Origin of the sequence: Microbacterium sp. C7(2022) (assembly GCF_028823665.1) — a bacterium.
Taxonomy (GTDB): Bacteria; Actinomycetota; Actinomycetes; order Actinomycetales; family Microbacteriaceae; genus Microbacterium.
Genome location: NZ_JAPEHV010000001.1, coordinates 154058 through 172005 on the forward strand (window position 1 = coordinate 154058; position 17948 = coordinate 172005).

Below are 17948 nucleotides of genomic sequence, written 5' to 3' on the forward strand. Positions count from 1 at the left end.
ACGACGGTGCCCGATATGCTGGCGAGCATCATGGCCGACGTGGAGTTTCGACACTCAGATTTCATCGACGCGGTCGCCCATCTCCGGGAGAGCGGCGCCGCCCACGAGGAGGCCTTCTGCCCGGCGTTCGGTGTGCTCGGATCGGCACGGGTCGAGGCTGCGTTGGTGGATGTCGATGGTGTCGTTCGCGCCGCCATGGCGGCGCTCGCCGAGCGAGGCGATCAGCTCGCGGTGTCCGCGGCCGTTGTCCACTCGGAGTTGAAGCGTCTCGACAGCTCGATGGCGGGGGCTGCCGAATGAGCCTGCCGGGTCTCGGCGATGTTCCCGGTGAGGGCGACGCCGATTCCATTCGGACGATCGCGGGGTTATTTCGCCGGCGCGGCGCGGCCGAACGTGAACGCAACCGAGCCGCGCTGAACGGCCTGAGATCGCTGTCGCCGGTGACGGCGCTGAGTGTCGACGCCCTTCGCCCCGATCTGACCGCGTTCGCACATCGCTTCCTCGACGTCGCGCTGGCGGCCGAGGACGCGGGTGAGATCCTCGACGACTACGCCGCTGCTGTAGAAGACCTTCAGTACCGCGCGTCCCGCCTGCGGGCGCAGGCGGAGGAGGACTACTCCTCGATCTGGACGCAGCGCACCGCCGCACTAAATGCGGCGTCCGACTTCGCGGTCGGGTGGGCTTTGGATTGGGACGACGTGCTGCCGTCGTGGCTGTACCTCGACGATCGCGGGTACCTCGATCGCTGGCAGGCAGCGATCGACGACTACCGCCTGACGGCAGCTCGCTACAACGCATTGCGAGCCGAGCGTGACGATGTCGATAGCGCCACCGCGGGGCGGTTACTCGCCATTGACTTGGTCAATCGGATCACGCGTGACGGTGTGGTCGACGGGGCCGGGGTGTTCGCCTCGACGGCTCTGTGGGTGGGTGACACTGACGAGGTCACCGCCGACCAGATCGCCGCGCTCGCTGACCCCGAACTCGTGCGCGAGGTGTGGGACAGCCTTGACCGCGCCCGGCGTGACACCCTGATCGAAGAGTCACCGGAAGTGATCGGCAACCTCGATGGCATCCCGATCGCCGATCGCATCACCGCGAACCGGATCAACATCGCTGACGCGATCGTCGACCACGAAGGTGAGATCGAGCGACTCCAAGACGCGCGCGAGGCGGCGCTCATCGGCGCCGGACGCGGCCGCACGGCCATCGAGAGACGCTTCGACGATCTCATCGCGCAGGAGCAGCAGATGATCGATTACTACGATGGGCTCCTGACGCAGAAGGTCGCGTGGCAGGATGAATCGGGCGTGCGGCAAGAAGACGTCGGGGCCCGCGTGGTTGTATTTGACCCGTCTCGCCAGGCGATCGCGACCTATCATGGAGCGCTCGACCCCGAGACGGGCGGTATTCCCGACTGGGTGACCTCCGTCGCGATTTCGGTTCCCGGAACGGGTGCGCAGCTCACCGGCTTCAGCGACAATCGCGCTGCGGAGCTGTACGCCGCGGCCGGTGGCGATTCGGCAATCTTCCAGTGGGCCGGTGGGGAGTTTCCACAGACTATCCCCGGTGCGATGGACACGTCATACGCACACGATCTCGCACCGCGGTTGCGCGACTTCGCGGCCGGCGTCAGCGTCCCGGATTCTGCCGCGCTCACCGTCATGGGGCACAGTTACGGCGGAGCCACGGTGGGGTTGGCGGAGGAGGCCGGCCTGCGCGCCGATCGCGTGCTGTACGTTGCAGCGGCGGGAATGGGCGACGGGGTCTCGGGCGTCGACGACTTCCCCCATACTTCAGATGTGCCGCACTACGCCATGATGAGCCGCAATGATCTCGTTGTGGGGTTGATCCAGGGGAGCGAGGGCGACCTGCACGCGTTGCACGGGCAATCTTCACTTCGTGCAGACGGAGTGACCCGGCTCGAAACGGGAGTCATCGACGGCGACGACCCGAACAGCATCGATATCGAGGATTTCAACGTTTCGGGCAACGGAACTCCGTCGGCGATCGACAGCCATAGTTCGCTGTACACGCCGGGTTCCACGGCGTTCAACAACATGGTCGCCGTCATCACGGGCGGAGAGGCAGAGTTGTTTGCGCCGGATGAGGTCCTGATCGTCGGGGGTCGCGCGGTGACGATCGACGGCATCGACCGCGACGATTACACGCCCGCGTATACGAAAGTCGGTGGATAGATGAAGCGCCCTTTCGTCGCCGCCCTGACATGCGCGATCACAACGGTCATCGCCCTCACACTTGGAGGATGCAGCATGCAGTCCGAAAGCAAGCTTGACGAGTACCACGCTGAGGCTGATCGCATCGTGGCTGAGACGGTGGCCCTGATCCCTCCTGAGCTGATCGACAACGTCGGCTTTTCCGAGTCTGAGCCGCGCAGCGGTGCCGCCATTTTGGGCACGGACGACCCGAACGACCCCGCATGGTGGCAGGCTCGCGAGGATCTCAATCTCGTGTCGGAGACGGATGCGTCGGCCGATGCGGCGGCGGCTATCGCGAGCGGCCTGAACGCCGACGGGTGGCGGGAGTCGCGCGTGCGCATGACCCAAGAGGGTGCGCGCATCGCTGACGGGTTCCGCAAGGATCTCGATGGTGAGGGGTGGTACATCGAGGTTACGTGGGTGATGACAAGGCCCGACAAAGCCGAGGTGATCGAGGTGCTCGTCGTGAGCCCCCAGACCGTCCGCGGCGATCACGACGTGCCCTCGTAGGTCTGGCTGCGGCCACAGCGACGGGGCACGTAGACTCACGTGCATGCGTGCGGCTGACATCCGAGACGACCTGACCGACATCCTCGTGACCGAGGAGGAGATTCGCGCCAAGCTCGACGAGATCGCCGCGCAGGTCACCGCCGACTACGAGGGTAAGGATCTGCTGCTGGTCGGCGTTCTCAAGGGCGCGATCATGGTGATGGCCGACTTCTCGCGGGCGCTGCCGAACGTCGTTCCCATGGACTGGATGGCGGTGTCCTCGTACGGTGCCGGCACCAAGTCCAGCGGTGTGGTGCAGATCCGCAAGGACCTCGACACCGACCTGCACGACAAGCACGTGCTGATCGTCGAGGACATCATCGACTCGGGGCTCACCCTCGCGTGGCTGCTCGAGAACTTCGCCTCGCGTGGCGCGGCGTCGATCGAGGTGTTCTCGCTGCTGCGAAAGCCTGACGCGGCAAAGGTGCACATCGACTGCAAGTACGTCGGATTCGACATCCCGAACGACTTCGTCGTGGGATACGGGCTCGACTACGCCGAGAAGTACCGCAACCTGCGCGACGTCGCCGTGCTCGCACCGCACGTCTACCAGTAGTCATCTCGCGGTACGCCGTGGGCGAATCCACAGAGAGCGCATAGCGGAGGCGTTATACCCTGAGGGCACCGTCGTGGCGTCGTGACGCCTGCGGTTCGTCGACGAAAGGGATCGGGCACCCGCCCGCACCATGAACTTCAAGAAGATCACCCGCAACCCGTTCTTCTATGCGCTGCTCATCGGCGTCATGTTGATCGTGGGCTTCTCGCTCATTTCTTCGCTGACCGGCACCAAGCAGATCACCACGCAAGAGGGCCTCGAACTGCTCGCGGGCGACACCGTCACCGAGGCGGGGATCACCGACGGTGACCAGCGCGTCGACCTGAAGCTTTCGTCGCCGTACGAAGGCGCTGATGACGTGCAGTTCTACTACGTCGACGCCCGCGCCGAGGAGGTCGTCGACGCGATCAACGCTGCTGCGCCCGCGGACGGGTTCAACGACACCGTCCCGCGCGCCACGTGGTTCGACGGATTCCTCTCGCTGATCCTGCCGATCCTGCTCCTCGGTCTGCTCTTCTGGTGGCTTCTTTCCAGCGCCCAGGGTGGCGGCAGCAAGGTGATGCAGTTCGGCAAGTCGAAGGCGAAGCTCGTCACCAAAGAGATGCCGCAGGTCACCTTCGCCGACGTAGCCGGGTCTGACGAAGCCATCGAAGAGATGGAAGAGATCAAGGACTTCCTGAAGGACCCCACGAAGTTCCAGGCCGTGGGGGCCCGCATCCCGAAGGGCGTGCTGCTGTACGGCCCTCCCGGAACCGGAAAGACTTTGCTCGCCCGTGCCGTCGCCGGCGAGGCGGGGGTGCCGTTCTACTCGATCTCGGGTTCGGACTTCGTCGAGATGTTCGTCGGCGTCGGCGCCAGCCGCGTGCGCGACCTGTTCAACCAGGCCAAAGAAACCGCCCCGGCGATCATCTTCATCGACGAGATCGATGCTGTTGGTCGTCACCGCGGCGCCGGTATGGGTGGCGGCCACGACGAGCGCGAGCAGACGCTCAACCAGATGCTGGTCGAGATGGACGGCTTCGACCCCAAGGCGAACGTCATCGTGATCGCCGCGACGAACCGCCCCGACATCCTCGACCCCGCGCTGCTGCGCCCGGGTCGCTTCGACCGCCAAATCGGTGTGGATGCCCCCGACCTCAAGGGTCGCAAGACGATTCTCGAGGTGCACGGCCGCGGCAAGCCGCTCGCCGACAGCGTCGATCTCGAGGTCGTCGCGCGCAAGACCCCCGGCTTCACCGGTGCCGATCTTGCCAACGTGTTGAACGAAGCCGCGCTGCTCACCGCACGCTCGAACGCCCAGCTGATTGACAACCGCGCTCTCGATGAGGCCATCGACCGCGTGATCGCCGGCCCCCAGCGCCGCACGCGCGTGATGAAGGACAAGGAAAAGCTCATCACGGCGTACCACGAGGGCGGTCACGCGCTCGCGGCGGCGGCGATGAACAACACCGATCCGGTGACGAAGGTCACGATCCTGCCGCGCGGTCGCGCCCTCGGCTACACGATGGTGCTGCCGCTCGAAGATAAGTACTCCGTCACCCGCAACGAACTGCAGGACCAGCTGACCTACGCCATGGGCGGCCGCGTGGCCGAAGAGATCGTGTTCCACGATCCGACCACCGGGGCCTCGAACGACATCGAGAAGGCCACCGGGATCGCGCGCAAGATGGTCACCGAATACGGCATGACGAACGACGTCGGTCCGGTGAAGCTCGGCCAGTCCTCGGGCGAGGTGTTCATGGGGCGCGACATGGGCCACGGCCGCGACTTCTCCGAGCGCATCGCCGAGCGTGTCGACGTGCAGGTACGCGCGCTCATCGAGCAGGCGCACAACGAGGCGTACGAGGTCATCAACAACAACCGCGATGTCCTCGACAAGCTCGCCCTCGCGCTGCTCGAGAAAGAGACGCTCGATCACCTCGAACTCGAGGAGATCTTCAAGGACGTGAAGAAACTCCCGCCGCGCCCGCAGTGGCTCTCGAGCGAGCAGCGCCCGGTTTCGCAGCATCCGCCCGTCCAGGTGCCCGCGCGTGCGCCCGCTCCCGACACTGTCGCGGCTGCGGTAGAGGTCGAGGCGGATGCCACGGCCACCGACACTGCTCCGCAGCGCCGCCCCAGCGGGCAGGCGCGTCCGGCGACCGCGTAACTCTCGTGGCCGTCGACGGGGAGCGCGTCGCGGCGCTCGTGAGGGAACTGCTCGAGGCGATCGGCGAAGACCCGGATCGGCCGGGCCTTCGTCAGACGCCCGACCGGGTGGCGGCGGCGTACGCCGAGTTCTTCTCCGGCGTCGGGCACGACCCCGCCGAGCCACTCGCGCACACGATTTCGGTAGCGCAAGGCCCAGCCCCTGACACCCTGCCCTCGGGTGCCGTGATGCTGCGCGATATTCGCTTCCGCTCGATCTGCGAGCACCACCTGCTGCCGTTCCGGGGGCACGCCCACATCGCGTACCTCCCGGGGGAGCAGGTCGTGGGCCTCGGTGCCCTGCCCAAAGTCGTCGACATCGTGGCGTCGCGGCCGCAGGTGCAGGAGCGCCTGGGCGAGCAGATCGCCGACGCCATCGCGACATCGCTCGACACGCGAGGGGTGTTGGTGGTGCTGGATGCTACGCACGAATGTGTCACGATGCGCGGCGGTCAGCAGGCCGACACCTCGACGGTGACGATCGCCGCGCGCGGCGCATACCGCGAGCCCGGTGCCCGAGCCGAGTTGTTCGCGCTGCTGGGGGGCGGTTTCGGGCCGGGCGCGAACGCATGACGCTCATCATGGGCGTGGTGAATGTCACCACCGATTCGTTCAGTGACGGCGGGCGCTACCTCGAGGCCGATGCCGCGACCGCGCACGGCCGAGCATTGTTCGCTGACGGCGCGCACATCCTCGACATCGGTGGCGAATCAACGCGTCCGGGTGCTGATCGGGTTCCGCCCGACGTGGAGCAGGCGCGAGTGGTGCCCGTGATCGCGGGTCTGCGGCGAGAGGTTCCGGGCGCGATTCTGAGCGTCGACACCATGAACGCCAGCACCGCGCGTGCCGCGGTCGAGGCGGGTGCGAACATCGTCAACGACGTGTCGGGAGGACTTTCAGACCCCGACATGCTGGCTGCGGTCGCTGAGACCGCGGCCGAGATCGTGCTCGGCCACTGGCGCGGGCCGTCGTCCGAGATGTACGCGCGCGCCGACTACGACGATGTCGCAGCCGAGGTGGTTGGTGAACTGCGCGAGCGCGCCGACGCCGCGCTTTCTGCGGGAATCGCCGCGGATCGCATCATCCTCGATCCGGGCATCGGCTTCGGCAAGCGGGGCGAGCAGAACTGGCAGGCGCTGCGAGCAACTCCCGCGCTCGTGGGCACCGGATTTCGCGTGCTCATCGGCACGAGCCGCAAGCGGTTCTTCGCCGACGCGCTCGGACCTGACCCCGACATCGCGCGCCGAGATCTGGCGACCGCGGTGACCAGTGTGCTGGCCGCGCAAGCGGGTGCGTGGGCGGTGCGCGTTCACGATGTCGCCGCAACGCGAGATGCTATCGGTGTGTGGAACCACTGGGACGGCTCAGCGACGCAGGGCGGCACGCCGTGAGCGGGCGCGACGAGATCACGCTCACCGGGCTCCGCGTCTTCGGCCATCACGGTGTCTTCCCCGATGAACGTCGCGATGGGCAAGAGTTCATCGTCGACCTGGCACTGTTTCTCGACACGCGCCCGGCAGCGGCGAGTGATGACGTTGCCGACACGGTGCACTACGGCGAGCTCGCCGAGCGCGTGGCATCCCTCGTCGCGAACGACCCCGTCGACCTCCTCGAGACCCTCGTCGAGCGCATCGCGCGCGACACACTCACGCACCCCCTGGTCGAGCGCGTGCGCGTGACGGTGCACAAGCCCCACGCGCCGATTCCGCTCACTTTCGCCGATGTGTCGGTGACGATAGAGCGCGCCAAAGCATCCGGAGTTGGGTCGTGAATCGACGGCTCGCGCAGGGGATGGGGACGGATGCCGCTCCCGGCCATTCCGCGCCTGTGCACGCCGTCGTCGCCCTGGGCGCCAACCTCGGCGACCGTGCCGAGACGATGAACCAGGCGCTTTCCGACCTGCGACGCGTGCCGCTGGTCGCCGAGGTCCGCGCTTCGCGTGCGATCGAATCGATCGCAGTGACGCTTTCGGGGCCGGATGCCGAGGCCCCGACGTATCTGAACGCGGTAGCTGTGCTGACGACGACGCTTGCTCCGTCGGTGCTGCTGTCGTATCTGCACGCGATCGAGGCGCGTCACGGCCGTGAGCGCCGCGAACGGTGGGGCGATCGCACGCTCGACCTCGACCTGATCGCCTACGGGGATGTGCAAAGCGATGATCCCGCGTTGCTCCTGCCGCATCCGCGTGCGGCCGAGCGCGATTTCGTGCTCGGCCCGTGGCTCGATGTCGACCCGGGTGCTGTCCTGCCGGGGCGCGGCCGCGTCGACGCGCTGCTCGCGGCACTGCGCGAGGGCGTGGAGCCGGGGACTGAGTCGTGAAGCGCACCGGGGCTGGCATCCTCGCATCGGCGGCTGTCCTAGGAATCGCGGCCGGCTACCTTCTCGACCAGATGCTCACGGCGACGGGGCGACCGACCTTCACTCCGACCGTCATGTTGCCGATTCTGCTTGTGCTGCTGGGCGTTGCGGTGGTCGGCTTGGCCGTGCCGATCCGGCGCGCGACGCGTGGCGAGCGGGGTGGGCCCGTCAACCCGTTCCGCGCCCTGCGCACCGCGATGCTCGCGAAGGCATCCAGCATCGTCGGCGCAGCCGTGGGTGGGGTCGGCGTCGGTCTGTTGGCCTTCCTGCTGACCCGGCCTGTGCCGCCCTCGGTAGGCTCGATGTCGGCGGTGATCGCCACAATCGTCGGCGGAGCGTTGCTCGTCGTGGCCGCGCTGATCGCCGAGCACCTGTGCACCATCCGGAAGGACGACGATGACGAACACCCCGGAGGGGACGACCCCGGACTCGAGCCCCGGCTCCGCGGGCACTGACGTCCCGCCCGTCGTGGCCGCTCCGGCGCCGGTGACTGCGGAAGCCAACGCAGAAGCGACCTTCGGTGCTCTTGTCGAGCCTCGCTCTGCGAATCGTCTCGTCCTCGAAGCCGGGGTCTGGCACCAGATCTCGCCCAAATACGTCACCGTGCAGTTCATCTCGAGCGGGTTCATTCTGGCGATCGTCGTGACGGCGACACTGGTGCTCGCTTTGGCGATGCACCAGTGGTGGGCGTGGATCCCCGGCGGCATCCTCACGGCGATCCTCGTTGCGACGCTGGCGGTTCTCCCGCGTCAAGCCCGCTCGATCGGGTATCAGCTGCGCGAGGATGACCTGGTGTTTCGCCGTGGCATCCTGTGGCAGCGATTCGTTGCGGTGCCCTACGGGCGCATGCAACTTGTCGACATCACCCACGGACCCCTGGACCGCATGTTCGCGATCGCGCAGCTGAAGTTCGTCACGGCCGCCGCGAGCACCGGCGTCGAGATCCCGGGACTCCCGCAGCAGACCGCCGAGACACTGCGCGACCACCTCATCGCCGTCGCCGAGAGCCGCCGTACCGGGCTATGAGCGACTTGCCGTTCCCGCCCCCGGGCGCCCAACCCCCGGCTGGTGCTCAACCGCCGGCCGGTGCGACCCCGCCGCAGGCGCCGCAGGGCGCCACTCCGCCGCCGCAGGACCTCGTGCGCTCGCCGCTCAGCGACGGCGAATGGCACCGCATGCATCCCCTCAGCCCGCTGATGCGCGGTGGGCTCGTGCTCCTGGTCGTCCTCGGAGTGATCTTCACGAATCTGCGCGACCGGGTGATTGCCGTCTTCCTGCCGTGGCTCAGCGAAGACTTCGAGGGCTACGAGGAGTGGGAGTCTTCGGGCGACCCGGTCGATTACGTCATCGCCAACAACCTCTACCTCGTCGCCGCGCTCGCCGTGCTTGGTGTGGTCCTCATCGTGGTCGCGGGGTTCGCGCTGTCGTGGCGGTTCCACACGTTCCGCATCACCGATGACACCGTCGAGGTGCGTAGCGGCATCCTTTTCCGCACCCACCGTCGTGCACCGCTCGACCGCGTCCAAGGCGTCAACCTCACGCGCCCGATGATTGCGCGCCTGTTGGGGATGGCCAAGCTCGAAGTAGTCGGCGCGGGAACCGACTCCAACGTCAAGCTCGAATACCTCACGACAGCGAACGCCGAAACCGTGCGTGCCGACATTCTTCGCTTGGCTTCGGGGCAGCGATTGGCTGAAGGGCTAACGGATGCCGCACCCGGTCGCACCGGCTCACTAGTGTCTGCGCTCGGGCAGACGGTCAGCCGTGAGCTGACGGGCATGGTCGACGGGCCCGAGACCCCCGTCGAACCCGAGTCCGTCGTGCAGATCCCGGTCGGGCGACTTGTGGCATCCCACATTCTCAGCTCGTCCACTTTGTTCGTTGCGCTGGCCCTTATCGCCATCATCATCGGGGCGAGCACGGGGAGCACGTGGTTGCTTTTCGGTTTTATCCCGGCGTTGCTGGGTATCGGCGCCTACTGGGTGCGTTCGATTGTCAAGTCGCTGCGCTACTCGATCGCGCCGACGCCTGACGGGGTGCGGATCACGTTCGGTCTGCTCACGACGATCACCGAGATCGTGCCGCCCGGTCGCGTCCACGCTCTCGAGGTTCGGCAGCCGCTACTGTGGCGACCGGCGGGCTGGTGGAGCATCCGGATCAACCGATTCACCGGGCGCAGTGCGACGGATGCCGCGACCGACCAATTCACGACGGTGCTGCCGGTCGGCACGATCGCCGATGTCGAACGCGTGTTGGCGTTGCTGCAGCCCCAGGTGCCCGACGCTGATTGGTCACCCCTCGTGCGTGACGGCCTTCTCGGACCGGTTGTTGACGACGACGGATTCACCACGACCCCGCGGCGTGCCGCCTGGATTCGCCCGCTGTCGTGGAAGCGCAACGGGTTCCGGCTCGACGGTGACGTGCTGCTGCTGCGCCACGGCCTCATATGGCGTTCGCTGCAGATGCTGCCGCTGGCCCGAACCCAGAGTGTGGGGTTGTATCAGGGGCCGCTCGATCGGGCGAGCGGTGTCACCGCCATTCGCGCGCACACGGTCGCCGGTCAGGTCGACGGTCGCCTGGCGGCGGTCGATCGCGGGGCGGCACTGCGCTTGTTCGACGACGTCGCTTCGGGATCCGTGCGTGCCGCGGCGGGGGATCGATCACACCGCTGGGCGAGCGAACGGACGGATGGCGGCGATGCGTGAGGGGCGGCTCGGGATCGGCGTCATCGGCGCGGGCCGCGTCGGGCCGGTGGTTGCCGCGGCGCTCGCCGGTGCCGGGCACGCAGTGGTCGGGGTGACCTCAGGGAGCGACCCCGACCGAGTCGAGGCGATCCTTTCAGGTGTCCCGGTGCTGGACGCCCCCGAGGTGGCGCGACGGAGCGAACTGGTGATCGTCGCGGTGCCGCATGACGAGTTGCCCGGGCTCATCTCGGGGCTCGCCGACGTCGGCGCATGGCAGCCGGGGCAGCTCGTGCTTCACACCGACCCCGCCTACGGCACGACGGTCTTGGGGCCAGCGATGGCGCAGGGTGCGATTCCGCTGGCGGTGCATCCGGCGATCGCGTTCACCGGCACCTCGATGGATCTGCGTTTGCTCTCGAGTGCATTCGCTGCCGTGACGGCCCCCGCCCCCGTGCTGCCTATCGCTCAGGCGCTCGCCGTCGAGCTCGGCTGCGAGCCGGTCGTCGTGGCCGAGGCCGATCGTGCCGCGTACGCCGAGGGCATCGCGACGGCCACGCAGTTCTCGCGCGCGATCGTGCAGCAGTCCACATCCTTGCTCGCGGGTATCGGCATCTCGAACCCGGGGCTGTACTTGTCTACGCTCGTGCACTCGACGGTCGATCACGCGCTCGCCGAAGCGGGAGGTACGGCTGGTCAGATCGATCTCGATGGCACCGATACGATCAACGGATGATCAGCACCATCCAGGAGCTGCGCACCCGACTGGCCGAAGCCAGAAGCGCGGCATCCGGGTCAGGCGGGGCTGACGCGCCCCGCGTCGCCCTCATCTCGACCATCGGTTCGCTTCACGACGGGCACATCGACCTCGTACATCGCGCGCGGGAACTCGCCGACATCATCGTGGTGTCGGTGTTCGTCAACCCGCTGCGCTTTCGCGACCCGGCCGAGTTCGCCGCGTACCCGCGCACTCCCGAAGAGGACGAGAAGCTGCTCACCTCCCTCGGCGTCGACGTGATCTTCGCGCCGGATGCCGCAGAGATGCTGCCCGAGGGCACCGCGACGACGAAGATCAGCGCGGGCGACCTCGGCCTGCGCTACGAAGGACGCACGCGCCCGTTCTACTTCGATGCCGTACTCACGGTCGAGGCGAAGCTCTTCCACCTCGTGCACCCCGACATTGCGATCTACGGTGAACGCGACCGGCAGCGTGTCTTCCTGGTTGAGCGCATGGTGCGTGATCTCAATTTCGACGTGGCGATCGAGACGGTGGCTACGGTGCGCGAGGAGTCGGGCATCCCGATCTCAACCCGCATCGGCATGCTCGACGAGCAGGACCGCCACGCGGCCACCATGCTCCCGGTTGCGCTCGAAGCAGCGGCATCGAACGCCGACCGCGGCGTCGACGCATGCATCGCCGCGGCCCAGTCTGCCCTGATGGGCGAGCCTCGCATCCGGTTGGAGTACCTCAACGTGGTCGATCCCGGGACCTTCCTGCCGGTTGATGAGGGCCACGAGGGACGCGCTCTCGCGCTCATCGCCGCGAGCGTCGGCGGGCACCGGTTCATCGACAACGCCGAGATCTACATTCGCTGACCACGCGCTCTGCGCAGGACGGACGATCAGGGAGTGCTGGGGCGCCGCCGGTAGACTTTCCGAGACTTTTGAGGAGCCCCTGCGATGAGCGATACGACCGCGCCTGCCAACGCCGAGACCGAACCCACCGAAGAGGACATCTTCGAGCAGAAGGCCGTGCGGCTCGCCAAGCGCGAGCGGTTGATTGCAGAGCGGTCGGATGCCGCGGGCGGCGCGTATCCCGTCGCGGTCCCGACGACCACGACCATCTCGGCGCTGCGCGCTGAGTACGGCGACCTCGAAGCGGGTGCCGAGACCGGTGTCACTGCGGGCGTCGCTGGTCGCATCGTGTTCAGTCGGAACACCGGAAAGCTGTGCTTCGCTTCGTTGCAGGCTGGCGACGGCAGTCGCATCCAGGCGATGGTCTCGCTCGCGAACGTGGGCGAAGAGTCGCTGCAGGCCTGGAAGGAACTCGTCGACCTCGGCGACCACGTGTTCGTTTCCGGCGAGGTGATCTCGAGCCGTCGGGGCGAACTGTCGATCATGGTGTCGGAGTGGCAGATCGCGGCCAAGGCCGTGCTGCCCCTGCCCAACATGTATTCCGAACTGAGCGAAGAAGGCCGTGTTCGCAGCCGCTTCCTCGACCTGATCGTTCGCGACCGTGCGCGTGAGACCGTGCTCGCACGCGCGAAGGTGAATGCGAGCCTGCGCGCCACGTTCGCCGGGCACGACTTCGTCGAGGTCGAGACGCCGATGCTCCAGGTGCAGCACGGCGGGGCATCCGCTCGCCCGTTCATCACCCACTCGAACGCGTTCGATGCCGACTTGTTCCTGCGCATTGCGCCCGAGCTGTATCTCAAGCGTGCCGTGGTCGGTGGCATCGATCGGGTGTTCGAGATCAACCGCAACTTCCGCAACGAGGGCGCCGACTCGACCCACAGCCCCGAATTCGCGATGCTCGAGGCATACGAGTCGTACAGCGACTACAACGGCATCGCCGATCTGACGCAGGAGCTCATCCAGAACGCCGCGATCGCCGTTGCCGGATCGACCACGGTCACGTGGGCAGACGGCACCGAGTACGACCTGGGCGGGCAGTGGGATCGCATCTCGATGTACGGCTCGTTGTCCGAGGCCTGCGGCCGCGATATCACCCCCGAGACCTCGCTCGAGGACTTGGCTGCGCTTGCTGCCGCCGAGGGGGTCGAGGTGCCCGAGAAGGTCGCAACGCACGGCAAGTACGTTGAGGAGCTGTGGGAGCACTTCGTCAAGGGTGATCTCACCCGACCGACCTTCGTGATGGACTTCCCCGTCGACACCAGCCCGCTGGTGCGCGAGCACCGCTCGATCGCCGGCGTCGTGGAGAAGTGGGACCTGTACGTGCGCGGGTTCGAACTGGCGACCGGCTACTCCGAGCTTGTCGACCCCGTCATCCAGCGCGAGCGCTTCGTCGAGCAGGCCAAGCTCGCCGCGCGCGGTGACGACGAGGCGATGCGCGTCGACGAGGAGTTCCTGCGCGCCCTCGAACACGGCATGCCGCCGACCGGTGGCATGGGAATGGGGATCGACCGTCTGCTGATGGCGATCACCGGGCTCGGCATCCGCGAAACAATTCTGTTCCCGCTCGTGAAGTAGCCCCGTTCCCGTTCGGGACGGATCACTCAGCACGAGCCGGTGGCGCGGGTGCGCGCTGAGTGGAATGCCCACTCGGGCAAGTGGCCCGCGCCGACGAACGATCGTACGATCTCGCTGAGCCCATGCTCGGGTTCGATCTCGCACGCCCGAGAGGCATAGATCTCGGCGTGGGTCGACCGGCCCAGCGCCCACGAGAGCCACGCGCACATCGCGAGAGACCCGGCTTGCATCGCACGCGGCATGCTCGCCGCGACGCGTTTGGTGACCTCGAGCGCGCGCATCAGACGCGCGGGGTCGGGCTGCGGACCTTCGCCCCACATCCGCATGGCCAGATGCGTGGGGTACTCTTCGCCCGATTCCCATCGCAACTGCGCGTCGAGCGCATCGTCGCCGTCGTCGAAGTCGCCGCTCCACTGAACGAGCGCCACGTCGCGCATAGAGGGGCGAGACAGGCACCACCCGAGGATCGCGATGTCGTACGCTCCGCCTTCGCGGCCCGTCCAGCCGAGCGCCTTCTCGTACAGTTCGGGAACGTCGTCGATTCGGGCGATTGCCGCGATCGCTTGTGGGTCGATGCGCAACTCTCCTGAACGAAGGTCGTCGTCCGCGTCGCCCACATCGCGCGCGTGGCCCGCGTCGTCTGCATCGCGCGCGTCGCCCACATCGCGCGCGCTCGCTGCGTCATCCCACCCTGGCCCCTCCACTTCGTCATCGTGGGCACCCGCGAGCACGCGAAACACCGTGCGCATCGATGTCAGTGCCCGCTCCACGTGCTCGAGTTCGGCGGGTTCGATCTCGGGCAAGTCGGCGCCGGAGGTCTGATCACCGAGCGGCTGGCCGGGCGCGGCATCCTCTCGAGAACTGATCTCCTCGAGAGCGCGCACGCCCACCTGACCATCGTGATCGCACGCAGATGCCCACCCATCGGCGGCGACGCACAGCAGATCGGTCACGCGCAATCCGGCTGAGTCCGCACGGACCGCGAGCGCCTCGAGCAGTTCACGGTGGGGCATTCGGCCGGTCTCGTCGAACTGGGCTGCGGTGTAGACCACCGCCGTGAAGGCCGTGGCCTCAGCGAGTCGGCACACCATGCCGAGCACGGTGGAAGCGAAACGTTCGACGGTGTCGTCCGCGGCGGTCGTATCTTCCTTCGCCGGGAGGTCGAATCGCATCGCCCCCATGCTGCGATCTCGCGAAAGCGGGACCAGCACCAGGCTCTCGGTCGGGGTGCACCCGACCAACTGCGGGACGTAGGAGAGGAACTGTGCCGCGTCGGCGGCTGTGATGATCGTCGTCATGAGCAACGAGCGTGGTCTGCGCGAGGGTTCGATGGTTGACCAAAAGACGAGATGAGGATGATCGGCGAGAACCGGGCCGAATGCCCCACCTGGGGAGGAGGGGAGGAATCGGCGGGTATCCTGGAGGGCATGGATAGCTACTGGGTCGCCGTCGTCTGGACGCTTCTGCCCACGGTTGTCGTCAGCGCCATCTTCGTGTTCGTCATGCGCAGCGTGATTCGCGCGGATCGCAATGAGCGTCGCGCGTACGCGCGCTTCGAAGCAGAAGAGCGTGCACGTCGAGGGATGCCGCCGGCCGCGGCATCCGGCTCATCTTCCCTCGCCTCCGAATAGTGTCGCCGCCGCCCACTACAGTGGGCTCACGGGCCCGGGGAGAGCGAAACGCATGACTGTCGAGGTATATACCAACTGGTGGTTGGTGTTTGTCTTCGTCGTCGACCTCGTGATTCGCATCACCGCGGTGATCGTGATCCCGCGCAACCGCCGGCCCACGGCGGCAATGGCCTGGCTGTTGGCCATTTACTTCATCCCGTTCGTCGGTGTGCTGCTGTTTCTGCTGATCGGAAACCCCCGATTGCCGCGCAAAAGGCGACGAATGCAGCGCGCGATCAACGAGTACATCCACGAGACGAGCGCGTCGCTCGACTTCGGGACTCTGCGCCCCCACGCGCCGGACTGGTTCACGTCGCTGGTCACCCTCAACCGCAACCTGGGCGCCATGCCCCTCGCTGGGGACAACGGCGCGCAACTGATCTCGGACTACCAGCAGAGCCTCGACGCCATGGCCGACGAGATCCGGCAGGCGCAGAACTACGTGCACGTCGAGTTCTACATCCTTCAGACCGACGCATCGACTGACAACTTCTTCACCGCACTCGAAGAGGCCTGCGCGCGGGGAGTGGTCGTCAGGGTGCTGCTTGACCACTGGGCGAACCGAGGCAAGCCGTACTACAAGAAGACACTGCAGCGACTCACGGCGATGGGTGCGCACTGGCAGCTGATGCTCCCGGTGCAGCCGTTGAAGGGCAAATACCAGCGGCCCGATCTGCGCAACCACCGCAAGTTGCTTGTGGTCGACGGACTGGTGGCATTCACGGGCTCTCAGAATGTCACCGACTCGACGTACAACTTGCGCAAGAACATCAAGCGGGGCTTGCACTGGGTCGACATGATGGTGCGTTTCGACGGGCCGGTCGTGGCATCCGTCAACGCCGTCTTCCTTTCGGACTGGTACGCCGAGACGCAAGAGATTCTGACCGACGAGATCGATCTGCTGTCCGTGGTGTCGGGTTCGGGGGATCTCGACTGCCAGGTCGTGCCCTCCGGGCCCGGGTTCGAATTTCAGAACAACCTGAAACTTTTCGCCGCGATGCTCTACGCCGCGCAAGAGAAGATCATTATCGTCAGTCCGTACTTCGTGCCTGACGAGGCGCTGCTGCTCGCCATCACCACGGCGTGCCAGCGCGGCATCCATGTCGAACTCTTCGTGTCAGAAGAAGGCGATCAGGCGCTGGTCTACCACGCGCAGCGGTCGTACTACGAGGCGCTGCTGCGCGCGGGCGTGAAAATCTGGATGTATCGCAAGCCCTACATCCTCCACTCGAAGTCCATGACGATCGACGACGAGACGGCCATCATCGGGTCGAGCAACATGGACATGCGCTCGTTCGGTCTCAACATGGAGATCACCATGCTGGTGCGCGGCGCCGAATTCACCGAGCAGATGCGCGGCGTGGAGGACACCTACCGGTCGCTCTCGCGCGAGCTGACATTGGAAGAGTGGATGAAGCAGCCGCTGCGTTCGACCGTGCTCGACAACCTCGCGCGGTTGACGTCGGCGCTGCAGTAAGCGGGTCTTCGCGGGCTATGCGCGGGCTCTGCGCGGTGAGACGTTCCGTGTCGAGGCGACACTAGGGGAGTGATGCCGGCGGCGGCATCCGTTCGGAAGGATGCCGGCGGCGGCATTCGCAGAGAAGGGGGCACCCGTGGCTGGTGCACGAAAGACGGTCGGCGGCGCGGTGCTTGCGTTCGCGCTGGGCGCGCTGATGACCGGGTGCGCGTCGGCGTCACCGGAGGGCTCGGGCGCCGTTGCGGGGGATGCTCCGATCGAGCAGTTGGATGCCGCGTGGCTCGACAGCGGCCGGATGGTCGGCATCGTCACGATGGGGTCATCCTCATGCATGCCGCTCGCCGAGGTCGGCCCGTACACCGATGGGACGCTCGAGGTGTCGCTGACGGACGACCCTGCGGCAGCATGCACGCGCGATCTCGCCCCGCGAGTGTCTGTCGTCGCGCTGCCGGTGGAGGTCGATCCCACGCAGGGACTGGACGTTGTCGTCACGGGCGGCGCCTACGACGGCATCGCGTTGCTGGCACCTCTTGACGCAGGTGAGGTGGGCGAGAACGAAGACTTGGCGCCGAGTGCCGGGTGGACCGGCGCGGAGGGACAGTTCGCGGTGCTCACGTGGGGGTCGTCGAGTTGCGCCCCGGTGGTGGACACCGCTGAGGTCACCGGAGACACCGAGATCACCGTCACCTTCGCGTCCGCGCCGAGCGAGCAGGTCTGCACCATGGACATGGCGCCGCGCGCGAATTTGGTTGCCGTCGACGCGTCCGGCCTCGGCGAGGGGCCCGTTGTGGCATCCTTCACCGGCGGCGAGTTCGTCGGAACCGTGGTGCCCATCCTCGGCGAGCGCTGACACTTCCGCGCTCGCCGGGTTGGTCGCCTGCCCAGTCGCGCGCGACCCTCTCCACGCTCCGCCCCCAGTTTCTGCGCTGGCTTCGCGCGAAAGCTGGGGGTGGAGTTTCGTGCACTTCGCACCCCTCACCTCCGCCCCCAGGATCTGTCCGCGGGGACGACGAATTCTGGGGGCTGAGCTTCGGGCGGAGCGGT

The 17948-nt window shown here is 66.8% G+C and carries 19 protein-coding genes; 18 read left to right on the top strand and 1 reads right to left on the bottom strand.

The window, feature by feature from the left end:
• The first annotated feature begins 15 nt into the window (after positions 1-15).
• From ON062_RS00660 to lysS, 15 genes are all read left to right on the top strand, one after another.
• Entirely contained in the window at positions 16-300 is a 285-nt protein-coding gene (locus tag ON062_RS00660; protein ID WP_274645206.1) for a hypothetical protein, read from the top strand.
• A complete protein-coding gene (locus tag ON062_RS00665; RefSeq protein ID WP_274645207.1) occupies positions 297-2198 on the top strand; it encodes an alpha/beta hydrolase in 1902 nt (633 codons plus the stop codon). The genes ON062_RS00660 and ON062_RS00665 overlap by 4 nt, the downstream gene beginning before the upstream one ends.
• 75 nt (positions 2199-2273) lie before the next feature.
• A complete protein-coding gene (locus ON062_RS00670) occupies positions 2274-2729 on the top strand; it encodes a hypothetical protein (protein WP_274645208.1) in 456 nt (151 codons plus the stop codon).
• Between the two features lie 43 nt (positions 2730-2772).
• Positions 2773-3324, top strand: a complete 552-nt coding sequence (hpt, locus tag ON062_RS00675) for a hypoxanthine phosphoribosyltransferase (RefSeq protein WP_274645209.1) — start codon at positions 2773-2775, stop codon at positions 3322-3324.
• A gap of 130 nt (positions 3325-3454) precedes the next feature.
• The gene (gene ftsH / locus ON062_RS00680; RefSeq protein ID WP_274645210.1) at positions 3455-5470 is read left to right on the top strand and encodes an ATP-dependent zinc metalloprotease FtsH; all 2016 of its coding nucleotides are present in this window, start codon (positions 3455-3457) and stop codon (positions 5468-5470) included.
• 5 nt (positions 5471-5475) lie between these two features.
• Positions 5476-6081, top strand: a complete 606-nt coding sequence (gene folE, locus ON062_RS00685) for a GTP cyclohydrolase I (RefSeq protein WP_274645211.1) — start codon at positions 5476-5478, stop codon at positions 6079-6081.
• Positions 6078-6899, top strand: a complete 822-nt coding sequence (gene folP / locus ON062_RS00690) for a dihydropteroate synthase (protein ID WP_274645212.1) — start codon at positions 6078-6080, stop codon at positions 6897-6899. Before folE ends, folP begins: the two co-directional genes overlap by 4 nt.
• A complete protein-coding gene (gene folB, locus ON062_RS00695; protein WP_274645213.1) occupies positions 6896-7279 on the top strand; it encodes a dihydroneopterin aldolase in 384 nt (127 codons plus the stop codon). The genes folP and folB overlap by 4 nt, the downstream gene beginning before the upstream one ends.
• On the top strand, positions 7276-7827 hold the full coding sequence (gene folK / locus ON062_RS00700) for a 2-amino-4-hydroxy-6-hydroxymethyldihydropteridine diphosphokinase (RefSeq protein WP_274645214.1): 552 nt from the start codon (positions 7276-7278) through the stop codon (positions 7825-7827). The genes folB and folK overlap by 4 nt, the downstream gene beginning before the upstream one ends.
• Positions 7824-8321, top strand: a complete 498-nt coding sequence (locus tag ON062_RS00705) for a DUF3180 domain-containing protein (protein ID WP_274645215.1) — start codon at positions 7824-7826, stop codon at positions 8319-8321. Before folK ends, ON062_RS00705 begins: the two co-directional genes overlap by 4 nt.
• Positions 8263-8892 carry a PH domain-containing protein gene (locus ON062_RS00710; RefSeq protein WP_274645216.1) on the top strand — a complete coding sequence of 210 codons (630 nt, stop codon included), beginning with the start codon at positions 8263-8265 and terminating at the stop codon, positions 8890-8892. Before ON062_RS00705 ends, ON062_RS00710 begins: the two co-directional genes overlap by 59 nt.
• Entirely contained in the window at positions 8889-10571 is a 1683-nt protein-coding gene (locus tag ON062_RS00715) for a PH domain-containing protein (RefSeq protein WP_274645217.1), read from the top strand. Before ON062_RS00710 ends, ON062_RS00715 begins: the two co-directional genes overlap by 4 nt.
• The gene (locus ON062_RS00720; protein WP_274645218.1) at positions 10555-11283 is read left to right on the top strand and encodes a DUF2520 domain-containing protein; all 729 of its coding nucleotides are present in this window, start codon (positions 10555-10557) and stop codon (positions 11281-11283) included. Before ON062_RS00715 ends, ON062_RS00720 begins: the two co-directional genes overlap by 17 nt.
• The gene (panC, locus tag ON062_RS00725) at positions 11280-12143 is read left to right on the top strand and encodes a pantoate--beta-alanine ligase (RefSeq protein ID WP_274645219.1); all 864 of its coding nucleotides are present in this window, start codon (positions 11280-11282) and stop codon (positions 12141-12143) included. The genes ON062_RS00720 and panC overlap by 4 nt, the downstream gene beginning before the upstream one ends.
• 84 nt (positions 12144-12227) lie before the next feature.
• Entirely contained in the window at positions 12228-13757 is a 1530-nt protein-coding gene (gene lysS, locus ON062_RS00730) for a lysine--tRNA ligase (protein ID WP_274645220.1), read from the top strand.
• 26 nt (positions 13758-13783) lie between these two features.
• Here lysS and ON062_RS00735 read toward each other — a convergent pair whose 3' ends face one another.
• Positions 13784-15055 (bottom strand): DUF4192 family protein, encoded by a 1272-nt coding sequence (locus tag ON062_RS00735; protein WP_274645221.1) that lies wholly within the window; start codon positions 15053-15055, stop codon positions 13784-13786.
• Positions 15056-15184: 129 nt separating this feature from the next.
• Between ON062_RS00735 and ON062_RS00740 the strand changes: the two genes are divergently transcribed.
• The 3 genes from ON062_RS00740 (at position 15185) to ON062_RS00750 (ending at position 17754) form a co-directional block, all read left to right on the top strand.
• A complete protein-coding gene (locus ON062_RS00740; protein ID WP_274645222.1) occupies positions 15185-15388 on the top strand; it encodes a hypothetical protein in 204 nt (67 codons plus the stop codon).
• Positions 15389-15440: 52 nt separating this feature from the next.
• A complete protein-coding gene (cls, locus tag ON062_RS00745; protein WP_274645223.1) occupies positions 15441-16904 on the top strand; it encodes a cardiolipin synthase in 1464 nt (487 codons plus the stop codon).
• A gap of 136 nt (positions 16905-17040) precedes the next feature.
• The gene (locus ON062_RS00750; RefSeq protein ID WP_274645224.1) at positions 17041-17754 is read left to right on the top strand and encodes a hypothetical protein; all 714 of its coding nucleotides are present in this window, start codon (positions 17041-17043) and stop codon (positions 17752-17754) included.
• The last annotated feature ends 194 nt before the right edge of the window (positions 17755-17948 follow it).